Annotated in this window: 15 protein-coding genes; 7 read left to right on the forward strand and 8 right to left on the reverse strand. The window is 48.2% G+C overall.

What is annotated here, in order from left to right:
• Nucleotides 1-52 precede the first annotated feature (52 nt).
• A complete protein-coding gene (locus tag ACN0W5_RS08370; protein ID WP_417453698.1) occupies nucleotides 53-1,642 on the forward strand; it encodes an MATE family efflux transporter in 1,590 nt (529 codons plus the stop codon).
• Nucleotides 1,643-1,745: 103 nt separating this feature from the next.
• Here the strand turns inward: ACN0W5_RS08370 and ACN0W5_RS08375 are convergent, their stop codons facing one another.
• The 3 genes from ACN0W5_RS08375 to ACN0W5_RS08385 all read right to left on the reverse strand — a co-directional run bounded on the left by ACN0W5_RS08375 (nucleotide 1,746) and on the right by ACN0W5_RS08385 (nucleotide 4,194).
• The gene (locus ACN0W5_RS08375; protein ID WP_417453699.1) at nucleotides 1,746-1,973 is read right to left on the reverse strand and encodes a hypothetical protein; all 228 of its coding nucleotides are present in this window, start codon (nucleotides 1,971-1,973) and stop codon (nucleotides 1,746-1,748) included.
• Nucleotides 1,974-2,024: 51 nt separating this feature from the next.
• Complete coding sequence (locus tag ACN0W5_RS08380; protein WP_417453700.1) at nucleotides 2,025-2,888, reverse strand: hypothetical protein; 864 nt, start codon at nucleotides 2,886-2,888, stop codon at nucleotides 2,025-2,027.
• Between the two features lie 439 nt (nucleotides 2,889-3,327).
• Entirely contained in the window at nucleotides 3,328-4,194 is an 867-nt protein-coding gene (locus tag ACN0W5_RS08385) for a LysR family transcriptional regulator (RefSeq protein ID WP_417453701.1), read from the reverse strand.
• A gap of 165 nt (nucleotides 4,195-4,359) precedes the next feature.
• Here ACN0W5_RS08385 and ACN0W5_RS08390 point away from each other — a divergent pair, with 165 nt between their 5' ends.
• Entirely contained in the window at nucleotides 4,360-4,668 is a 309-nt protein-coding gene (locus tag ACN0W5_RS08390; RefSeq protein WP_417453702.1) for a hypothetical protein, read from the forward strand.
• 279 nt (nucleotides 4,669-4,947) lie between these two features.
• On the opposite strand, the gene prfB is transcribed toward ACN0W5_RS08390, so the two are convergent.
• From prfB to ACN0W5_RS08405, 3 genes are all read right to left on the reverse strand, one after another.
• Nucleotides 4,948-6,085 (reverse strand): peptide chain release factor 2 gene (gene prfB, locus ACN0W5_RS08395; RefSeq protein WP_417453703.1). Its coding sequence is split into 2 segments (ribosomal slippage): nucleotides 4,948-6,015 and nucleotides 6,017-6,085, totalling 1,137 coding nucleotides; the frame shifts between segments, so codons are not numbered across the junction.
• A gap of 87 nt (nucleotides 6,086-6,172) precedes the next feature.
• Nucleotides 6,173-8,611: a penicillin-binding protein 1A gene (locus ACN0W5_RS08400; RefSeq protein ID WP_417453704.1), complete on the reverse strand. Its 2,439-nt coding sequence runs from the start codon at nucleotides 8,609-8,611 to the stop codon at nucleotides 6,173-6,175.
• 177 nt (nucleotides 8,612-8,788) lie between these two features.
• Nucleotides 8,789-10,030, reverse strand: a complete 1,242-nt coding sequence (locus tag ACN0W5_RS08405) for an N-acetylmuramoyl-L-alanine amidase (RefSeq protein WP_417453705.1) — start codon at nucleotides 10,028-10,030, stop codon at nucleotides 8,789-8,791.
• 555 nt (nucleotides 10,031-10,585) lie between these two features.
• Here ACN0W5_RS08405 and ACN0W5_RS08410 point away from each other — a divergent pair.
• Entirely contained in the window at nucleotides 10,586-13,528 is a 2,943-nt protein-coding gene (locus ACN0W5_RS08410; protein ID WP_417453706.1) for an Rne/Rng family ribonuclease, read from the forward strand.
• A 102-nt stretch (nucleotides 13,529-13,630) separates the two neighbouring features.
• Here the strand turns inward: ACN0W5_RS08410 and ACN0W5_RS08415 are convergent, their stop codons facing one another.
• Both ACN0W5_RS08415 and ACN0W5_RS08420 read right to left on the reverse strand, forming a co-directional pair.
• Nucleotides 13,631-14,773, reverse strand: a complete 1,143-nt coding sequence (locus tag ACN0W5_RS08415) for a pyridoxal phosphate-dependent aminotransferase (protein ID WP_417453707.1) — start codon at nucleotides 14,771-14,773, stop codon at nucleotides 13,631-13,633.
• 9 nt (nucleotides 14,774-14,782) lie between these two features.
• Nucleotides 14,783-16,390 (reverse strand): gamma-glutamyltransferase, encoded by a 1,608-nt coding sequence (locus ACN0W5_RS08420; RefSeq protein WP_417453708.1) that lies wholly within the window; start codon nucleotides 16,388-16,390, stop codon nucleotides 14,783-14,785.
• A gap of 60 nt (nucleotides 16,391-16,450) precedes the next feature.
• Here ACN0W5_RS08420 and ACN0W5_RS08425 point away from each other — a divergent pair, with 60 nt between their 5' ends.
• From ACN0W5_RS08425 to ACN0W5_RS08440, 4 genes are all read left to right on the forward strand, one after another.
• On the forward strand, nucleotides 16,451-17,815 hold the full coding sequence (locus tag ACN0W5_RS08425) for a M48 family metalloprotease (RefSeq protein ID WP_417453709.1): 1,365 nt from the start codon (nucleotides 16,451-16,453) through the stop codon (nucleotides 17,813-17,815).
• 145 nt (nucleotides 17,816-17,960) lie between these two features.
• Nucleotides 17,961-18,785 carry a DsbA family protein gene (locus ACN0W5_RS08430; protein ID WP_417453710.1) on the forward strand — a complete coding sequence of 275 codons (825 nt, stop codon included), beginning with the start codon at nucleotides 17,961-17,963 and terminating at the stop codon, nucleotides 18,783-18,785.
• A gap of 328 nt (nucleotides 18,786-19,113) precedes the next feature.
• Nucleotides 19,114-19,569 carry a type II 3-dehydroquinate dehydratase gene (aroQ, locus tag ACN0W5_RS08435; RefSeq protein ID WP_417454027.1) on the forward strand — a complete coding sequence of 152 codons (456 nt, stop codon included), beginning with the start codon at nucleotides 19,114-19,116 and terminating at the stop codon, nucleotides 19,567-19,569.
• A complete protein-coding gene (locus ACN0W5_RS08440; protein ID WP_417453711.1) occupies nucleotides 19,569-20,012 on the forward strand; it encodes an acetyl-CoA carboxylase biotin carboxyl carrier protein in 444 nt (147 codons plus the stop codon). Before aroQ ends, ACN0W5_RS08440 begins: the two co-directional genes overlap by 1 nt.
• The last annotated feature ends 19 nt before the right edge of the window (nucleotides 20,013-20,031 follow it).

Consider the following 20,031-nt stretch of genomic DNA (forward strand, 5'->3'; position numbering starts at 1 on the left):
ATGATATAGACCGACCAAGGAACGCCCCGAGAATTAAACAGAAAGTTTCCACGTGGCCAAAACCAGCATAAAAAGCCCCAAAAAGGCCCGGGAAAGAGACCTCGTTCGTGGCAGCCTGCCCGACCATTTCAAAGCCTTGGCAATTCCCGCTGGCACAGGGATGCTGTTTAATACCCTTTACAATGTCGTAGATACCTTTTTTGCCGGCATGATTTCGACAGATGCACAGGCCGGGCTGTCGGTTTCCTTTACCGTATTTTTTATCCTCATCGCCTTTGGCATTGGTCTGGGACAGGGTATTTCAGCCCTTGTGGGCACAGCCATCGGGGCCAGCCCCACCATTCGGACAGAAACCCAACCAGCCAACCATAAACCCGAAGATCATAAGCCCAAGGACCATAAATCACAGAATAGTAAGAACCTAAACCAGACAACTCGGGGCCAGATAACTGGGAATCACACAACCGAGGATCATGGTTTTCGCGCCCAAGATATTACCCCCGCCAAAAACACCTCATCACCCAAGGATATCGCGGCACAGGGTCTCAGCTTTGCCACTCTCTTCTCTTTCCTGCTCTGCGCGGTTGGTTATTACACCATCCCCCATTTGCTGGATTTACTCGGAGTTTTCAACGGCTATCGAGGTTTAGCCCATGATTACCTGATCCTTATTCTCTTTGCCGCGCCAGCCTTTATGATCGCGTTTGCCGCCAACGGTATCCTAAGCGCCCAAGGGGACACGGTGACAAACCGCAATGCCTTGATCGGGGGATTTGTTGCAAATTGCGCTTTGAACCCACTGTTCATTTTCGGTGCTTTTGGCATTCCGGGGCTTGGCTTTGATGGCCTCGCCATATCAACGGCTATTATCGAATGGGTTGTGGCCTTCTATCTTCTGTCTCATGTCTTGAAATCACGAGCAATGGCACTGACAAAGCTGTCCTGCTTCATCCCCCATCCGAAGATCATCAAAGACATCGTGGCACAGGGGGCACCCGCAAGCCTGAATTTCCTGACCATCACCGTGGGCGTTTTTGTGATCCAGTATTTCTTGCAGCCCTTTGGCGCAACCGCCGTCGCGGCCTATGGCATTGCCCTGCGTATAGAACAACTTATCCTGCTCCCCGGCCTGGGTCTGACAATCGTTCTCTTGCCCATCATTGCCCAAAACCACGGCGCCAAGGAACTCGACAGAGTGCGCTATGCCTTTTGGTGGTGCGTGCGAACAGGCATCGGCATGATGCTGATCGGTGCGCTGTTACTCCTGCTCGGCGGCAAGTTCTTGCTGGGCCTCTTCACTCAGGACCCAGACGTCATCTCCACCGGATTTGACTACCTACTCCTCGCCGCCCCCATGCTGCCCGCCTACCTGACCCTCTTTGCCATGATGTCCTTTTTCCAAGGCATCAAACGCCCGATCTGGACCGTATGGATCGGAATCTACAGACAAATCTTCGCCTCGGCAGGTTTCGCCGCCCTCTTCATCTATGTCTTGAACTGGGGCACATGGGGCGTCTGGGCCGCCGTCTTCACCGCCGTCTGGAGCGGCCTCCTACTCTCGTCGATTATCCTGATCATCGTTGCTAGAAAAAGCATTCAGGGATTGGGTGGGTCTGGGATATTGAGGACGTATGAGTGTTAGGTAAATCTAGAGTTTGATTTAGCCGCTTTGTACCAGAAGCGGACATTAAGTTTAGTTCAGAAGCAGTTGTTATTCAGAAATAGTGGATTAGCTAAAATTGGAGCTAGTAATCAATAAAATCCCAAGGAATCTCTTTTTTAAAAATAGCGATGCATTCTTGCATTAACTCAAGTGATATATCTTTCTTATAAGCCGTTATAGTCCTAGTTCTTTCGGTATCATCTCGAAATATTTCTACTACTAAATCATCGTCTCGATATACTTCAACGCCAATACCGTCGCGGTCCCTTACATCGCTCGCGATTTCTACTCTATCTTTCTTGAATTCCATTTAAAGTTTTTCTCACGCTACTAAGGTTCAGAACACTCAGGGAATATGTAATTATGTGAACATTCGTTTGATAAGAGCATTGATTAAAACTCTATTTCGGAATCCCCGCCCTTTATCGAACTCTTTATCATGTTCTTCAGGCTTCCATTCTACACCATCCCAGTGACGCCAAAGTAGCGTAATAACATCACTAGGATTATGATGTGAATTGGATAGTTTAGAAATGCGAAAAGGTAAGACTCCGGGCATTTTATTATATTCTCTTTCAACCCATTTTCTCACCTCTTTACATTCCATACTACCCCATTCTGTACAGGTCAGTATTGAATGTGCCCATTTATAATAACCATTGTCGAAAGTTACGTAACCAAGTTCAAGAAGGGCCTCAAATATATCTATCAGGTAATTACCGACTTCATTTTGAGGTTTCTCAATCATAAAAAAGGATAAATCTTCAGCAGTGGCAGATACCATGTGTCCTGGCCATTGTGACGAAATTTCAACAAAACTTGTTAAAGCCTCATAGAGATGGCGACGTGTAAAGTTTTGAAAGCCGTCAATATATGTCTTTACTTCTTTGAGAGCGATCCTAGCCCTGAAAATTTTCTCGTAGTCATCATAAAGAAAAATATCAATTTCGGTTAGATATTCGCAAGCCCACTCCCAATGTGCCGAGTGCCCATCATCAAATTCTCCGATTGTATCGGTTTTACAGCCCCAACAGATCTGGGTATAAAGATATTCCGTAAGAAGTACGCAGAGTTTTCGTTCCTTTTCAGAAATAACCTTTGGAATATAACTATCATCTGATGTGTAAGGTTCCCAATCGGGAAACTGCTGTCTCATACCTTTAAAGCCAAGATCATCCAATATAGGCCGTGGGCCGCGTATCGTGTTTGAGGAAGAAAGATCCAAGTGTGATTCATCTTTATGAATAGGTAATGAACCATCAGTGCTCTGCTCGTTAGCTTTGTTAATTCCGAATATATTTTGAATGTATTTTAAAATATTTGCCTCCTTACTCTGAAATAGAAAATAGCATATCTCCTACTAACATACTGTATTTCGGCTTGCGCCTAAAATCCGGTCATTGGCGCGGGCGCCGCGAGAGTTCACTTTGTCTGCATTGTTGCCATTCGACTTGGGTGACGTTTAGGACCGCTTTGGGTCGATAGCGGAAGCTCGAATAGCAAATTAAACATTATATAAAATAGCCCAATGCACAACCTTAAGTGTCATTGAAACATCTTTTAAAACAATAATCTTCTTGAGACTAAACAGGTTGATTCAGCTATAGCCATTTCCAAAACTGGATCAGTACACCTTAAACCTATCATCCGAACTGCTCGTCCCCCTACCCTCCAAAAGCACCACGGATATAGATCGCCAATTCTTCTGCCAGAACCTTATTCGGGCCGTCGGCGAGGTACATGTTGATGCTGCATCGGGGTAGGGTTGGGAGTTCGCCACGGTGGTCGATGACTTCGATGCTAGGGTCACTGAAGGTTGAGAGTTCGGGGCGGACTGCGAAGTCTGCGGCGACGGCGACCGAGGTGGAATCTTCGCTGTCCGTATCGACCGCGTCCAGCCAGGGAATATTCGCCTTTTCCAAGGCATCAATCATGGACCGCCGGAAGGCACAGCCGCGCACCATCGCGACGGGTAAAGGGCGCGCCATCCATGCATGGCCCTTTACTGCGCCCGTCCACAACAGCGGCTGCACAGTCAACAGTTCACCATTGGCAGGCAATTTCTGGTCTTTGTCATAGACCTCTGTCGTTAAGATCAAATCTTGCTGGCCGTGTTCGATTTCAGTGGCCAGATCAATTGATCCCGCCGTTTTCAGTTTGACCTGCACGCGGGGAAAATCACGGTTGAACTGTTTAAGAACACTTGGAATATGCGGTCTGATGACATCACCCGGCACACCAAGACAGATACTGCCTTCGTATTTGGGGGCCGTTAACCTGCCCCAGATTTCATCGTTCAATTCCAGCATGGACCGGGCATAGCCAAGCAACTGGTCGCCCTCTGCGGTCGGCCGGATGCCGCGCCCGCTATTACGATCCAGCAAGGGCAGACCAACACTTTCTTCCAATCGTTTGATCTGCATGCTGATTGTCGACTGCGTCATATGCAGCTTGTTCGCCGCGGCTGTCATACCACCGGTTTCACTGACCGCGATAAAGCTGCGTAGTGTTCCAAGGTCAAAATTTCTCAATCGACTGCCTTTCCCGTGTTCGTCTGATATTAGAAAATCACGCTATCAATTTTTGTGATGATATTCATCAATACTATTCACTTCCATAATACTAAACCCGTGACAATATATCAATAACATTGATCACAACCGCCAATACCATCACATTTTGTAATGGAGGATAAAATGCTAAAACAAACCGGTCATAGCTTGAGCACATGTCATACAGTGGGCACTAACGGCGCTTGCGGGGCTTCTTTTTCTCAAGATCAAAAGACCTTCTCATCAAGCACAAAAGAAGCGGCAACAGTATTAGATCGTCTCCTTGCCCGAACTCGTAATTGGTTGGCAACGGCTTTTGAAGTTCGGAAAGAGCGCCGCGTTTTGGCAGACCTGACACCCGAACAACGAGAAGATGTCGGCTTGACTAAAGAACAGGTTCATCAGGAAAGTAGCCGTGCCTATTGGGACCTACCAACGGATCGTGTGGAATAAACGCCTTATAAACACCGTACGATAAAAAAATTAGATCGCACTGCTTTCTTTGCGCTGAATGCCAGAGAGAACAGAATGATCTAATAGGAACAAGCGTTAAGTTGAACGGCAATACCTTGCCTTACCTTGCTTCACCTTGTTTTTGGGCTAAACAAACCTGCTGTTTGATTATGCTAAAACAAAACCCGATAGGATTTCTCCTATCGGGTTTTCTAAATATACACGGTATCGAAAACATCAAGCCTTGATCAACTGGCCTTAGAAACTCACCGAGTTTGATTAAAGAAGCTCTTCGTGATCTTCGTCTTCTGTCGTACCGCCTTTGAGCTTGGACGCCAAAGATGCTTCGAGGAACATATCAATATCACCGTTTAGCACAGCACCAGAATTACTGGTTTCGGCCCCTGTACGCAGGTCTTTCACCATTTGATATGGCTGTAGAACGTAAGATCTGATCTGCCGCCCCCAACCGATCTCGGTTTTTGAATCTGCTTCGGCCTGTGCAACTTCTTCACGCTTTTGCATTTCGTGTTCGAACAAGCGCGATTTCAACATGTTCATCGCAGTCGCACGGTTTTTATGCTGAGAACGGTCATTCTGACACTGCACCACGATACCCGTTGGTTCGTGGACGATACGGATTGCTGAATCAGTGGTGTTCACGTGCTGCCCACCCGCGCCGGAAGCACGGAAGGTATCAACGCGAATATCCTTGTCCAGAATTTCGATATCAAAGCTGTCATCAATAACCGGATAAACCCACGCAGAGCTAAAGGATGTATGACGACGGGCTTGTGAATCATAAGGTGAAATCCGCACAAGGCGATGAACGCCAGCTTCGGTTTTCAACCAGCCATAGGCATTATGCCCCTTGATCATTACTGTCGCAGATTTCAAGCCGGCTTCTTCACCGCTGCTTTCTTCCAGCCATTCGACCTTATAGCCATGCTGTTCGGACCACCGCGTGTACATGCGTAAAAGCATTTCTGCCCAATCCTGCGCCTCTGTCCCGCCAGCACCAGCATTAACCTGTAGGTAACAGTCATTGGCATCGGCTTCACCAGACAGCAAGCTTTCCAGCTGTTTTTTATCCGCCAGTTCTTTCAGGGCGAAAATCTGGCTTTCACCTTCATCAACAGAATCCTGATCGCCTTCGTCATCGCCCATTTCGATCAGCAAGGTGGCTTCTTCCACATCGCTTTCGATCTTGCGCACAGCCGCAATCGACTGTTCCAGATGGGTACGCTCTTTCATCAGCGCTTGGGCAAGCTGCTGATCATTCCAGAGTTCAGGGTCTTCAGCACGAACGTTAAGTTCGTCTAATCGTCTAAGTGCGGCATCCCAGTCAAAGATGCCTCCTCAGCAGGATCAGCGACTGTTCAATATCGCTAATCGCCGCTTCGATCTCGGCGCGCATGTTTATACGGCCTCCTCATCAGCTAGGTTTTAAAATAAATAGTTCGGTTTTTTCTAACCGTTTCGTCTTCTACCTGTTTCAGGCGGGTTAGTACAACCCCTCGGTTGTTAATCCATCGGTTACAGACAAAAGCGGATTGTCATTCTCTTCGTCAGCGCCTGAAAAATTAGGCGATGGCACGTTTCCTGGCTTGAAAGCCTCAACGATGACATTGCTATCATTCACCCCGGCAAGACGGCCTGTTTCAGCGTTAATTCTGACCAGCCTGATACCCGCCGGAACACGGAAAGGCGTTGCAGGGGCATCTTTCAAGGCTTCTTCCATAAAGGATTTGAAGATTGGCGCGGCAGCACTTGCGCCCTGTTCTCTGGCCCCCAGCGTTTTCGGGTTATCAAAGCCCACATAGGCCCCGACCGCCAAATCCGGAGAGAAACCAAGGAACCAGGCATCAAAGCTTTTGTTGGTTGTCCCCGTTTTCCCGCCTAGTGGTTTGCCAATAGATTTAATTCTGCGCCCTGTACCACGTTGCACCACACCCTCTAACATAGACACAACCTGATATGCGGATGCGGGATCAACGATCTGTTCACGTGTATCCGGCAATGTGGGGACAGACTGGTTCTGCCACTCACCGTCGCTAACACAGGGTAAACAATTTCGGGAATCGTGCCGGAAAACCGTTTTCCCGCGCCGATCTTGAATACGATCAACCAATGTTGGTTCAATCCGCTTACCGCCATTAACCAGCATTGCATAAGCCGTGGTCATCTGTAGCAAGGATGTTTCCCCGGCCCCCAACGACATGGACAGCACAGGTTTCATATTGTTCTCAATGCCAAAACGCCTGACATATTCAACAATTTTGTCCATGCCAACATTCTGGGCCAGACGAACGGTCATCAGGTTGCGGGATTTTTCCAAACCAACCCGCATACGGGTCGGTCCATAGAATTTTTTGGTATAGTTCGCTGGTTTCCATTTACCAAGACCTGCCCCCTGATCTAAGGAGAACGGTGCATCCTGAATAAGCGTTGCAGGGGTATAACCATTATCCAGACCGCTGAGATAAATAAACGGTTTAATCGCAGAACCCGGCTGTCTGATTGCCTGTGTTGCGCGGTTGAAAGAACTCCGTGCAAAGGAAAAACCGCCCGACATCGCCAAGATTCTACCCGTATGCGGATCAATAGCGATAAGTCCCCCGTTCACATCCGGGATCTGACGCAGGGCAAAAGTATTTTCGGGATAGTCATTTCCCTTTGGTGTCTTGGTAACACCCTCGACAAGAACAACATCCCCCAGTGACAACACATGCCCCGGTGTACTCGGCACGCCGCCAAAGCGTTGATTTTTGAGCCACTTACGCGCCCACTTCAACTCGCTCATAGGAATAGTGCCACGCGTACCGTCAACAAGACCGATGGAAACGGACTTTTTACCAACCTCTAAAACCGCAGCAAGCTGCCAAGGTTCAGCCCCCTTTGGTATGGGGATCGCTTCCAGCTGTATTTTCCATCCGTCCGGCGATTCCGGGTCATAAGTCGCAACCGGACCTCGCCACCCATGACGGCGATCGTATTCAATCAAGCCATCGCGCAAACTTTTCTGCGCAATCTTTTGCAGCCTTGGCTGCAACGTCGTGCGAACAGACAAGCCGCCTTCGTAAAGCCCGTCTTCCCCATAAAGGTCGATCAACTCACGGCGCACTTCTTCTGAAAAATAAGGTGCGTCAATAACTTCGGTTCGATCCCGCTTGATCACCTTTAACGGGGATTGCCATGCAGTTTCAGCTTCGGCCTGGGTAATTTTACCGTTTTCAAGCATGCGTCCAATAACCCAGTTACGCCGCGCGAGGGCTGCGCCGTGACGACGTACAGGGTGATAGTTGGACGGTGCTTTTGGTAGTGCAGCCAGATAGGCCGCTTCTGCAATTGTTAACTCATCAAGGGATTTGTTGAAATAGTTCAACGAAGCCGCCGCGACACCATAAGATCGATAGCCAAGAAAGATCTCGTTCAGGTACAAATCCAGAATACGCTCTTTTTCAAAAGCATGCTCAATTCGATAGGTCAGAATTGCTTCTTTGATTTTACGTTCATAAGAAACTTCGTTGGTAAGCAAAAAGTTCTTTGCGACCTGTTGTGTAATCGTCGACGCACCAATCAACCGTTTGCCTGACCCAATGTTTTTGATGTTGGTCAGCATGGCACGGGCAAGCGAAAAATAATTCAACCCACCGTGGGTATAAAAATCTTTGTCTTCCGCAGAAAGAAAGGCGTCTTTAACACGGGTCGGGATCGCCGTGATAGGGACATAAATACGCTTTTCCTTGGCGTATTCTTCCATCAAGCGTCCATCACCCGCATGGACACGGGTTACGGTTGGCGGATCGTAATCTTTAAGATCTGTATGTTCCGGCAGACCTTTGCCATATTCGTAAAAGGCATAGAGAACCACGCCCCCGCCAGCAATTGCCATCACAATTCCCAGACCAAACAAATAGCCTAATATCTTCAGAAACTTCACGCCTTAAATCCTAACCAGCATCAATGCATACTCGGCAAATCTGCCTCAAAACTATGACAATCATATGGCAAAATAGACAATCGCCTGCCACACTTTTTGCCCCCCACAACGTCAAACAGGAACGATCATGGGATAAATTCTTTCCCGTTATTATAACAGAAAGCGCAGAGAAGCCAGTTATTGCGCGTTATAACTTTCCAGTTTACCGAAATATTGATCGACTGCCCGGCCAATTGCGGCCACCAATTTTTCCTTGTGCTTGTCGCTTCTCAGTAATCGTTCTTCCTGTCTGTTCGACATGTAACCAAGCTCTACCAATACAGACGGAATTATGGGTGATTTCAACACGGCAAAACCTGCTGAGCGATGGGGACGTCCCAACAGCTTGGCTTCCCTTTTCATCTCACCGACCAAAACGTTTGCAAACTGCTTGCCTTGATTATTGGTTTCGCGTTGCGCCAGATCGATTAAAATTTTGCTGACATCTGCAGATTGTTCGCTCAAATCAAAGCCTATGATAATATCAGCTTTGTTCTCTTTTGCGGCCAAGGCTTCGGCTTCTTTATCCGACCCGTTTTCAGACAGGCTATAAACCGAGAAACCGCGAACCCGGCTCGACGGATGCTTGTTCGCGTGCAGAGAGATAAAAAGATCTCCATGGGCTTTTTGCGCGATTCCAACCCGTTGTCGAAGGGCCAAAGATGTATCCGTGTTCCGGGTCATAACAACCTTGTAACGCCCTTTACTCTCCAGAATTTTTTTCAGGCTTTGTGCATAACTCAGGGCGAGCTTCTTTTCTTGTATACCCGATACGCCAATAGCACCGGGATCAACGCCCCCATGGCCGGCATCAACAACGATGATCTTTTTTGCATTCTTCGGCTTTTTAGGGGCGGTCAAAGCGGGTGCGATCGGCGTTGCCGCCACCTGTGTTTCTTCCTTTAGCGGCGTCGCGGATGTCAGCTGACGTTTCTGTTCACCCGATGACTTATAGGTTGCCGCGGTAATACGTTTGATATCCACGACCAGCCGATGTTTATGCCCGTCTTTTGGCGGCAGCAAAAAGGCCGAAGTAATAGAAACAGGATATCGTGCATCCAGAACCACGCGACTAATATTCGGTTCAAACAAACCAAAACGGAGTGCCTGCACAGCCCCTGTTGCCCTAGGAACCTTGTTCTTAGGCACCTTCCAGTTCAATTTGGGAAGGTCAATAACAATGCGGTACGGATCAGGAAGCGTGAAAATCCGATAGGCCGGTTCTTCGGATAATTCCATTACAAAACGTGTCTTATCCGGATGCTTTCCGATTCGTATCGCATCCAGATCAGAACTCTGTGCACCCACTGTTACGAAAAGAGCAACCAAGGTCAGGAAAAGTCCCGCCAGTCTGGTACAGCTAAAAAACCTAACGTTCATGCGCTCTTTATCTCAAATATCACTGTTTAACACCAAGCTATTTTCGGTTTGATTCAAGTATGTTACTCGAAAAACATACTCAAAACAGACCCCTATTATCACGTAATTTTAAAATGAATCCAAAAAAGTGAAATTACCTTCTAGCACAGAGGGAGCGGTCCTGTTAGTCTACAGGCAGAAAATTCTACGCTGATAGCGGGACAATATCTCAACTTACAGCGTGTACTAATGCCTCAGGAGGCTCTGTTAGCCAGAAGCTTCAGATTTCGGTCTTTATAAAAGACGCCCTGAGAAGCAAGTACAACAAGCCAAACTGATGGGGCAAGGTTTTACAAAAACAACTACCCCCTCAACACTTTTTAACTTAATCGAATCACCTGAATTTTATGGGTGATTCTCAAGCGAGAGCGTTCCCGTTCTAAACTACGGATACGCAGGATAAAGAAACGGTAATGAACGCTCTTGGTCATATAAATTCATCGACAATGATGTTCCGTGCGCCGCCTTTGATACGGCTTACCAAAGGCGCAGGCCGCACGCTGGAGTTACTCACGAATGGCAAAGCGTATGCTAATCGATGCCACCCACCCGGAAGAAGTTCGGGTAGTGGTACACAACGAAAACAAACTTGAAGACTTTGATTTTGAAACCCAATCCAAGAAACAATTAAAAGGAAATATCTATCTCGCTCGTGTAACCCGTGTTGAACCATCCCTCCAAGCTGCATTCGTAGAATACGGTGGAAACAGGCATGGTTTTCTTCCCTTCAGCGAAATCCATCCGGACTATTATCGTGTTCCGGTTGCCGATCGCGATAGCATCATGGCTGAAGAAGCTGTTATTGATGTTCAGGAAGAAGATGAGAGCAATACGCCACCAGCAGAAGAAGATACTTCTGATGTTTCTTCAACCTCCCTCGAGAGTGTAGAAAAGCAACAAGACGACACCATTGAAGAAATCGCCGGGGAAACCTCTGTCGATAGCATCAATGAAGACGAGTCTGACTTTGAAACGAAAACGAAGTCTCGTGTAAACCTCATGAAGCGTTACAAAATTCAAGAGGTCATCAAACGTCGTCAGGTTATTCTGGTACAGGTCGCAAAAGAAGAGCGCGGCAACAAAGGCGCTGCGCTAACCACATACCTGTCACTTGCTGGTAGATATTCGGTTCTGATGCCCAACACCAATAAAGGTGGCGGGATTAGCCGTAAAATCAGTAATCCAAATGACCGTAAACGTCTAAAAGATATTCTTTCCGAATTGAAAATCCCCGAAGGGATTGCTGTGATCGTTCGTACTGCTGGTAGCCAGCGTACGAAAATGGAAATCAAACGCGATTACGAATACCTTATTCGCCTTTGGAATGAAATTCGCGAAAACACGCTAAAATCCGAAGCGCCGAGCCTGATTTACGAAGAAGCGAACCTGATTAAACGGGCGATGCGCGATCTCTATACCAGTGATATGGAAGAGATTTTGGTCGAAGGTGACCGCGGATACAAAATGGCCAAAAGCTGTATGCGTTCTTTGATGCCAAGCCATGCCAAGAAGGTTAAGCACTACAAGGGCATGCAGGTTCCGCTCTACCACCGTTTTCAGGTAGAGACACAGATTGATGCCATGCATAACCCAATTGTACAGCTTAAATCAGGCGGATATTTGGTTATCAACCCAACCGAAGCGTTGGTGGCCGTCGATGTCAACTCTGGACGCGCAACCAAAGAACGTCATATCGAAGAAACTGCTTTCAAAACCAATCAGGAAGCAGCCGATGAAGTCGCACGACAGGTACGCCTGCGTGATCTGGCCGGACTTCTGGTTATTGACTTCATCGATATGGATGACCAAAAACACAACCGCGAAGTAGAGCGGCGTCTAAAAGACGCCATGCAAGCGGATCGGGCACGTATCCAGTTGGGGCGGATCAGCCCCTTTGGATTGCTGGAAATGTCCCGCCAAAGATTGCGCCCAAGCATTGTTGAAAATTCAACTGTAGCTTGCCCGCACTGTGACGGGATAGGAACAGTACGAACCACAGAATCTGCGGCGCTTCATGCGCTTCGTGCGCTGGAAGAAGACGGCATTCGTAAAGGCAGCGGCAAAATTGCTCTCTACGTCCCGACCGAAGTTGCCCTTTACATTCTCAATCAAAAACGTTCACGCCTGATAGACATTGAACAACGATATAAGTTCGCCGTTGATATCAATGCTGATGACAGTATCGTTATTCCGAACTTCCGTTTGGAACGACTGGTTGCCAATAACGACGGGCCAGTTGATGAAATCATGCCGCTTGAGCCTGTAAAATCGACACAGGTGAAATCGACAAGAAAGCTTGATGAAGAGCGTTCGGAACGCCCAGAACGTAATAACGACCGTCAAGATGGGGACCTTAAGCGTCGACGTCGCCGCCGTCGCCGCAAAGACCGTCCTGAATCTTCGGATCCTGACGGCGAAATTAATCTGGATTCAAGCCTCGACGATGCCCAGACGGATGGCCAGATCGCTGATAGCGATCAGGATGCCGCACGTAATGAGGACGGATTTGACGATGATGGACGTCCACGCAAGCGCCGTCGCCGCGGGAAACGTGGTGGCCGCAGAAGAACCAGACGCCCTGAGGGTGAAGAAGAACTACAAGACGGTTCTGAAGCCCAGGAAAATGCGGGTGCTGTAGAATTTGACACCAGTCAGGGTACAGAGAACACGTCCGAAGTTAGCGCAGAAGCAACAAATGAAGCAGCTGTGTCTACGGAAGACAAAACATCTGATGACGAAAAACCAAAACGTCGTCGCGGCCCGCGTCGCAGAAAACCCGTATCAACGGACACATCTGTAAAAGAAGATGCACCGCAAGACAGTGTCGACACATCAGAACACTCTGCGTCTGATGCAGCATCTGCTGATACAGCATCTTCTGGCAAGGACGTCAGCGAAAACACTTCTTCTGACGAAGCACAGCCCACTTCCGATGCTGAAGAAAAGCCAAAGAAGCCTCGCGCACCACGCAAACGGGCGACGACGACAAGGCGCCCACGCAAGAAGGTCGAAGCTGAAGCCGCAGATACGCCAGCAGAGACAGCAACTGATGTGACACCGGAACCAACCGCTGCCGCAGAAGAAAAAGAGACTGTTGCTGCCGCCGCTGCTGTAAAATCTGAAAAGACATCAGAGGACGCGCCAAAGGCTAAACCACGACCCCGGGCAAAAGCCGCAACAAAAACTGGACGTCCCGTTGGACGCCCCAGAAAGAAAGCAGCTCCGGCAACCAAGGCAACGATAGAGAAGACAACAAAATCTTCTTCTAAAGTCAAAACCATTCCGATTGAAACCCCCGTTTCAAAACCGGAAACCAAGTCAGAGCCGAAAGCTTCAGCCCCCAAAACTGTCGCAGAAGTTGCCGTAAAAAGCCCCCCCGCTAAAGCGGAGACTGCCGCACCTGCTCAACCCTCTGGGCCCAAGAAAAAAGGCTGGTGGAGCAGAATAACTGGCAACTGATCCAGTTAGCGCTAACACATAGAAAAAGCCCCGGATTTATTAATCCGGGGCTTTTTATTTTCTGGTTACTCTCTGATTATTTCAGGTAACGCAACAAACAGCTTATCGCCAGCTTTTAAGGCGCTTCACTGCTTCAAGCATTGTTTGTTCCGTTCCGGCAAAAGAGAACCGCATAAAGTGGCTTCCATTAAAAGGGTCAAAATCAACCCCTGGTGTCGCCGCTATACCTGTTTCAGTCAAAAGGCGGGAACAGAAAGACTGACTGTCATTGGTACGCTTGCTGATATCAGCATAGATATAGAACCCGCCGTCAGCTGGTGCCAAATTATCAAAACCGACGCTTGGAAGCTCGTTCAACAATATTTCCCGATTACGGGTGTATTGTGCCACATAACTCTCGAGAACATCATAGCACTTAAAGACTGCAGCACCCGCTATTTGAGATAATGTCGGCGGGGATATAAAGAAATTTTGAGCAAGACATTCCTCTGCACGCAACATGTCTTCGGGTAGGATCATCCACCCCAGCCGCCATCCTGTCATAGAGAAATACTTAGAAAAGGAGTTGATGATAAATGCATCATCGGTGAATTTCAGAGCTGTCGTTTCCTGCGTACCATAACTAATACCGTGATATATCTCATCAGAAATCAACCGGATCTCATTCGCATCACAGTAATCTATAATGCTTTTCAAAGCCTCTTCACTCAGCATTGTACCTGCCGGATTAGATGGGCTGGCAATGATAACACCATCCAATTCGCCTTGCGCTGCCAACAGCTCGGCCGTTGGCTGAAAGCGTTCTTTTGGACCGACCTCAATCAGGACAGGTTCGATATCCAGCGCGACGAGGATATTACGGTATGCAGGATACCCCGGTGCTGCTAATGCAACCCGGTCACCGGGGTTAAACGCAGCAAGAAAAGACAACAGGAAACCCGCCGAAGATCCCGTCGTCACCATAACACGTCTGGGATCAACTTTTTGCTTGTACAGATGCATATAGTGATCTGCAATTCCCTGTCGCAACTCGGGAATCCCCATCGCATCTGTATAGCCAATCATCTCAGTATCCAGGGCTGATTTGACTGTCTCTAGAACATAATCAGGGGCTGGTGTTGCTGGCTGACCAAGAGAAAGATGAAGAATGTCTTCACCCGCCGCAGCACGTTCATTTGCTGCGCGTAAAACATCCATCACAATAAAGGGGGGAATATCCCCCCTGTTCGAAAGCTTCAATGCCATACTTCTGTCCTATCGTGCCAAACGGCTCAAACCATACCCGCGTTTATCCGCGGCAGAACTACAGGTTTCAGGATTAAACTTTAAACTTTTTGCACAATGGCTAGAATTAACACGGCCAAATTCCGGGGCTGGTCTTGCATCATGACCCTTGCTTTTAAGGCTTTCAATGATGTCACTAGGACTATCTTTCTCGTAAAACACAACATCCGGCTTACCGCTATGATGTAATCGGGCAGAAGACTCAGCTTCCCTTAGCGCGACTTCCCCCAACAAGGTATCCGCCATGACTTTCCCCAATGCAGAGGCACTGACAGCTCCGCCCGCAGATGTACCGGCATATCGGGAAAAAGTGGTTGGATCGTTTGCAACAACAACACTAACAACCGTATCCAAACCATCCGCAGCAGACCTAGGTGGTGAAGGTAAAACAACCCCCATGTCCTGAAGCATACGGCCCGAACCGAACAGGCCGTTCAAGGTAAAGCTACAGGCAATAGCATTGTTATATTTATCAATAACAGAAAAACCAGCTGCATAGGGATTTCCAGACGCAGCTATTGGCTGGAATGGCAATGCAGATACTGGTGTCGACTTACCCGAACTATAGCTTTCAAATACATTTTCCAGCGCTTCTTCACCAAGGGTTGCCTCTACGGGAATTTGCCCCGAGGCTACACCAGCACGCACAACGTGCGCTCTTTTCAATGCTTCGACAAACATGTGCGCTCTCTCACCTTGAGAAGCCTCACCGTAGCTATCGCTCACATGCAGTTGCCCCAACAGGTTTGCCGTCACAAGCGCACTACCGGAATAGTCACCAGAGAAATAGGCCAGATCATCTTTGACCTGTACGGTAAGTGGCTCTTCAAAAGTTGGTAGATAATTTCGAATTTCATCACTGGTTAAGGGCAGACCTGCATTTGTTGACGCTTCGGCATAGCGCCTGGTCAACGCCCCGGCGTACAAATATCCTGCCCCCTGAGCTCTCAATCCCCCAAGAAGTCCTGATAATTCAGCTTGGACAAGTTTATCGCCTTCGCGCGGCAGCTTGCCGTCTTCGCGTGCAAACTTGCTCAGAAGTTCTGCATTAACACCCAGTCGTTGATTAGCAAGGGCCAGATCATAGGCAAAGGAACGGCTAACAGGGTTTCCAAAGCGTGCCAGATTCTCTCCGTATGCAACAAGCTGCTGCCAACGAACAGACCCGTATTTAGCATGCAGCGCAGCCATTACACGGGGGGCTTTTGGAATCACACCACCAGACGCAGACGATTTCGGAAGAAAATTCAAGGCAACAGCTTTGTTTTCTTCCTTGTCATAATAAGAACACGCCCCGCCCGCAGCAATACCAACACGCGATGGCATGGTAACCGCCATGGTAAAATACATTGCAACAGCTGTATCCGCAGCAGTCGCGCCATTGCCCAACAGCTCGCGTCCAACCTGCGCAGCCCTTGGCTCATCTGCTGATACAACGCCAGCAAAACCTTCGACAACTTGAAGATTTCCTTTTGCAGTTTCATCCGCAGTTTCACAAGCTGAGAGTAGCATTCCCCCCAAACATGCTGTTAAGATAGCGGAATGAAGTTTTGTTTTACCGAAAAAGGTGTCTTGCATTACTGACGCTTTGCCCCCAATTGACTATACGAAATCTTATAAACTTGTGAGAACTGTCCGTTGAATGAACGACCAGCCCGCCTGATTTTACGCATCATTGCTTTTATTGCCACTGTTACTTTTACCTTTCCGGCAAAAGCACAGGGGTTGAACCTGATCCGTGACGCAGAAACAGAACATGCTCTGAGGGTTTATTCCACCCCAATCTTCCAAGCTGCTGGTATCAGCCCGCAAAGTGTAAGTATTTTCATCGTCAATGACAAAAGCCTTAATGCCTTTGTTACATCAGGTAACAAGATGTTTATCAATACGGGCCTGTTAATCAAGGCCAAAACACCTTCGGAAGTAATTGGCGTGATTGCGCACGAAACCGGACACCTTGCCGGTGGCCACGTTGCATTCCGTGGCGACAGCGTGGACAAAGCGCTGGTTACAACCTTTGCCAGTTACTTGCTGGGTGTTGGGGCCGCACTGGCCACAGGCAAAAGTGAAGCAGCTGGCGTTATTATTGGGGCGGGGCAATCATTGGCCCTTAGAAACTTCCTAAGTTATACCCGTCAACAAGAATCCGCCGCTGATCAGGCCGCAGTAAAGTATCTACGCGCAACAGAGCAATCCGCCGCAGGTCTTCGGGATTTTATGGGTGTTCTTCGAGGGCAAGAAGTACTCCTCAGCCAAAATCAGGACCCGTACCTGCGTAGTCACCCCCTCTCACAGCAAAGATACAACTTTCTGGATAATGAAGTTCTGAAATCACCATATTCTGATAAAGCCGATTCGCCAGAAATCATCCAGCTTCATAAAAGGATTGTTGCCAAACTTGTCGGCTTTTTAGATTCTTCAACTAAAGTGCTCCGAAAATACCCGCCGGAAGACATGTCGCAAGAAGGGCGATATGCCCGTGCTATTTCCTATTATCGCTCTACGGATATAGACAATGCCCTGAGGGAACTCGACAGCTTGCTGGTTGATTATCCGAACGACCCTTATTTTTTGGAACTCAAAGGTCAAATCCTGTTTGAGTTTGCCCGTGGACAAGAAGCCGCCCCCTATCTTCAAAAGGCTGTGGAACTGGCCCCGGATGCAGCACCAATAAAAACGTTGTACGTGCGCGTACTTGTTGAAGAGAATAATCCTGAAAAGGACACGATAGCCCTGGAACATATTCAAACCATTCTGGCACAGGAACCGAATAACGCAGGCGTTTGGCGACAGGCGGCAATCATCTATGGACGCCGTGGTGACAAGGGCATGACAACACTGGCCCTCGCCGAAGCCGCCTATGGCAGAGGAAAATATGCCGAAGCCGTTATCCAGTCGGGACGCGCACGCGATTTGCTCCCCAAAGGATCACCTGCTTGGTTACGCGCTTCGGATCTGAACAGCACGGCTGAACGTAAAGACAAGAAGCGCAAGAACAATTAACCGAATTCAAATATCCTCACACACAAGCGCAGAACGTTATCGCTCCAACTAACGTTCTTTGCCGTTCACATTAAAGTTCTTTGCATGTTCGTAGGGATTTCATCATTATCGCCACATTATGTGTCATTAAGAAAAGTCGAAACCAATGTTCCTAAGTAAAAAAAATCATCCGTCCTATAACTGGGCAACTCTTCGCAAATCAGTTTTAGCTAGCAGTATTGCCCTATCCACAACAATTGCCCTGGGAACAATTGGCCACGCACAGGACGCCACAGATAGTTCAACGGTTTTTCCCTTGAAAACGGAAGAACAAACAAAGGCCTTTGAAGAAGCTGTCAAAGAGTATCTCTTGCAAAACCCAGAGGTCATAATCGACTCACTTACCCGCTATCAAGAGCTACAGGCCCAACGCGAAGAAGAGCAAAAGCAGTTTGCGATTACCAGCAACGTAGAAGATCTCCACAACTCCCCGACGTCTCCCGTCTTAGGGAACCCTGATGGTGATGTTGTACTTGTTGAATTCTTTGATTACCGCTGCCCCTATTGCCACAAAGCAGCCTCTATCGTTAAACAACTTGTCGAGGATGATCCCAACCTGAAAGTTGTTATGAAAGAATTTCCGATCCTCAGCCCGGAATCCATGATTGCCGCTCGTGCTGCACTGGCCGCGATGAAACAGGGGAAATACGACGCATATCACTTTGCTTTGATGGACAGTGCTTCGGACCTTTCCCAAGACAGACTTTTTGCCCTGGCAGAAGATCTTGATCTGGACTTAGATCAATTCAAGGATGACATGAAAGCCGAAGAAGTTGGGCAGGAAATCCTTAGCACCCGTGCTCTAGCACAACGAATTGGCGCAAACGGCACCCCCGCATTCATCGTCGGAACAACAAGCGTCCCGCCGAACACCAGCTTCGAAGAATTCAAAGCACTCATACAGAGTATCCGCACAAAAAAAGCTAGCTAACCCTGTATTCCAGCTAACCCCGTATTAATGATACACTCCCGTTAAGGGGAGCATCTCACGGGACGTTTGCCCGTATAATTCCCCTGGATAACCCCCCGGGGAATTCGCCCAGATTTCTCCCCTGTGGCCGCCCCGTGAACCATACGGGACACATACAGAAATTACCCTGAAAATCGTATGGACAGCCACACCTGATTTTTGTTGTCTCTCTTACGGTTAAGTTAATCTAACGGATTGAAAAAAAGCGACAACAAATGACGCAATTGATTGCACGATCTGCACTGCTATGTTACCCCTAATCAATTCATTTAACTGAAATGAATGGTGCATACCTTTGCCGTCAGTGTTGCTTTTAAACGGACCCAATTTGAATTTGCTGGGGACCCGTGAACCAGAAATTTATGGTTCTGAAACCTTAGAAGACCTTAATACGCTTTGTCACAAACGTGCCAAGGCTCTTGGGCTTTCTTTGGCGTGCAAGCAATCCAATTGGGAAGGTCAGCTTATTGACTGGATCCACGACGCGCGTGATACACACAAAGGTATCATCATCAATCCGGGTGCACTTACCCATACATCAATCGGATTACTAGATGCTCTAAAGGGTATCGGGTTACCCGTTATTGAGGTACATATCTCTAACATCCATCGTCGCGAAAGTTTTCGACATCAATCCTATGTATCACAAGCAGCCCTTGGGGTTATTTGTGGTCTGGGGCGTCAAGGCTATCTTTTGGCTATGGATGCGATGGCTAACGTTTTAAACAGCGAACAAGATTTATAATGTCTAAACTTGAAGTAAATGAGAAGGTTATCCGTACCCTCGCCGGCTTGCTGGATGAAACGGACCTGAGCGAAATTGAATATGAAGCAGACGGTCACCGTATCCGCCTTGTCAGAGGCGGAACAGTTGTTCACGCTGCTGCCCCAGTTGCTGTTGCACCTGCCGCCGCTGCCGCTGCACCTGCAGCAAGTGACGCTGGCGGCGTACCTGCAAACGCCATTACCTCACCAATGGTTGGAACGGCTTATCTCTCAGGAGAACCTGGCGCCCCGACTTTTGTAAAGGTAGGCGACAGCGTAACAGAGGGTCAGACGCTTCTTATTCTCGAAGCAATGAAAGTCATGAACCCGCTGCCTAGCCCTAAATCAGGCGTCGTAAAACAGATCCTCGTCAGTGACGGTCAGCCAATCGAATTTGGCGAGCCACTGATGGTTATTGAATAATAGCTGACACAAGAAGGCT

Origin of the sequence: Kiloniella sp. (assembly GCF_048270245.1) — a bacterium.
In the GTDB taxonomy this organism is placed as follows: Bacteria; Pseudomonadota; Alphaproteobacteria; order Kiloniellales; family Kiloniellaceae; genus Kiloniella.

Bases quoted from the DNA above. Each gene is read 5' to 3' on its own strand.
- ACN0W5_RS08375 (WP_417453699.1), bottom strand. From the start codon at position 1,973: ATGGAATTCAAGAAAGATAGAGTAGAAATCGCGAGCGATGTAAGGGAC.
- ACN0W5_RS08390 (WP_417453702.1), top strand. From the start codon at position 4,360: ATGCTAAAACAAACCGGTCATAGCTTGAGCACATGTCATACAGTGGGC.
- ACN0W5_RS08405 (WP_417453705.1), bottom strand. From the start codon at position 10,030: ATGAACGTTAGGTTTTTTAGCTGTACCAGACTGGCGGGACTTTTCCTG.
- ACN0W5_RS08410 (WP_417453706.1), top strand. From the start codon at position 10,586: ATGGCAAAGCGTATGCTAATCGATGCCACCCACCCGGAAGAAGTTCGG.
- ACN0W5_RS08415 (WP_417453707.1), bottom strand. From the start codon at position 14,773: ATGGCATTGAAGCTTTCGAACAGGGGGGATATTCCCCCCTTTATTGTG.
- ACN0W5_RS08420 (WP_417453708.1), bottom strand. From the start codon at position 16,390: ATGCAAGACACCTTTTTCGGTAAAACAAAACTTCATTCCGCTATCTTA.
- ACN0W5_RS08430 (WP_417453710.1), top strand. From the start codon at position 17,961: ATGTTCCTAAGTAAAAAAAATCATCCGTCCTATAACTGGGCAACTCTT.
- ACN0W5_RS08440 (WP_417453711.1), top strand. From the start codon at position 19,569: ATGTCTAAACTTGAAGTAAATGAGAAGGTTATCCGTACCCTCGCCGGC.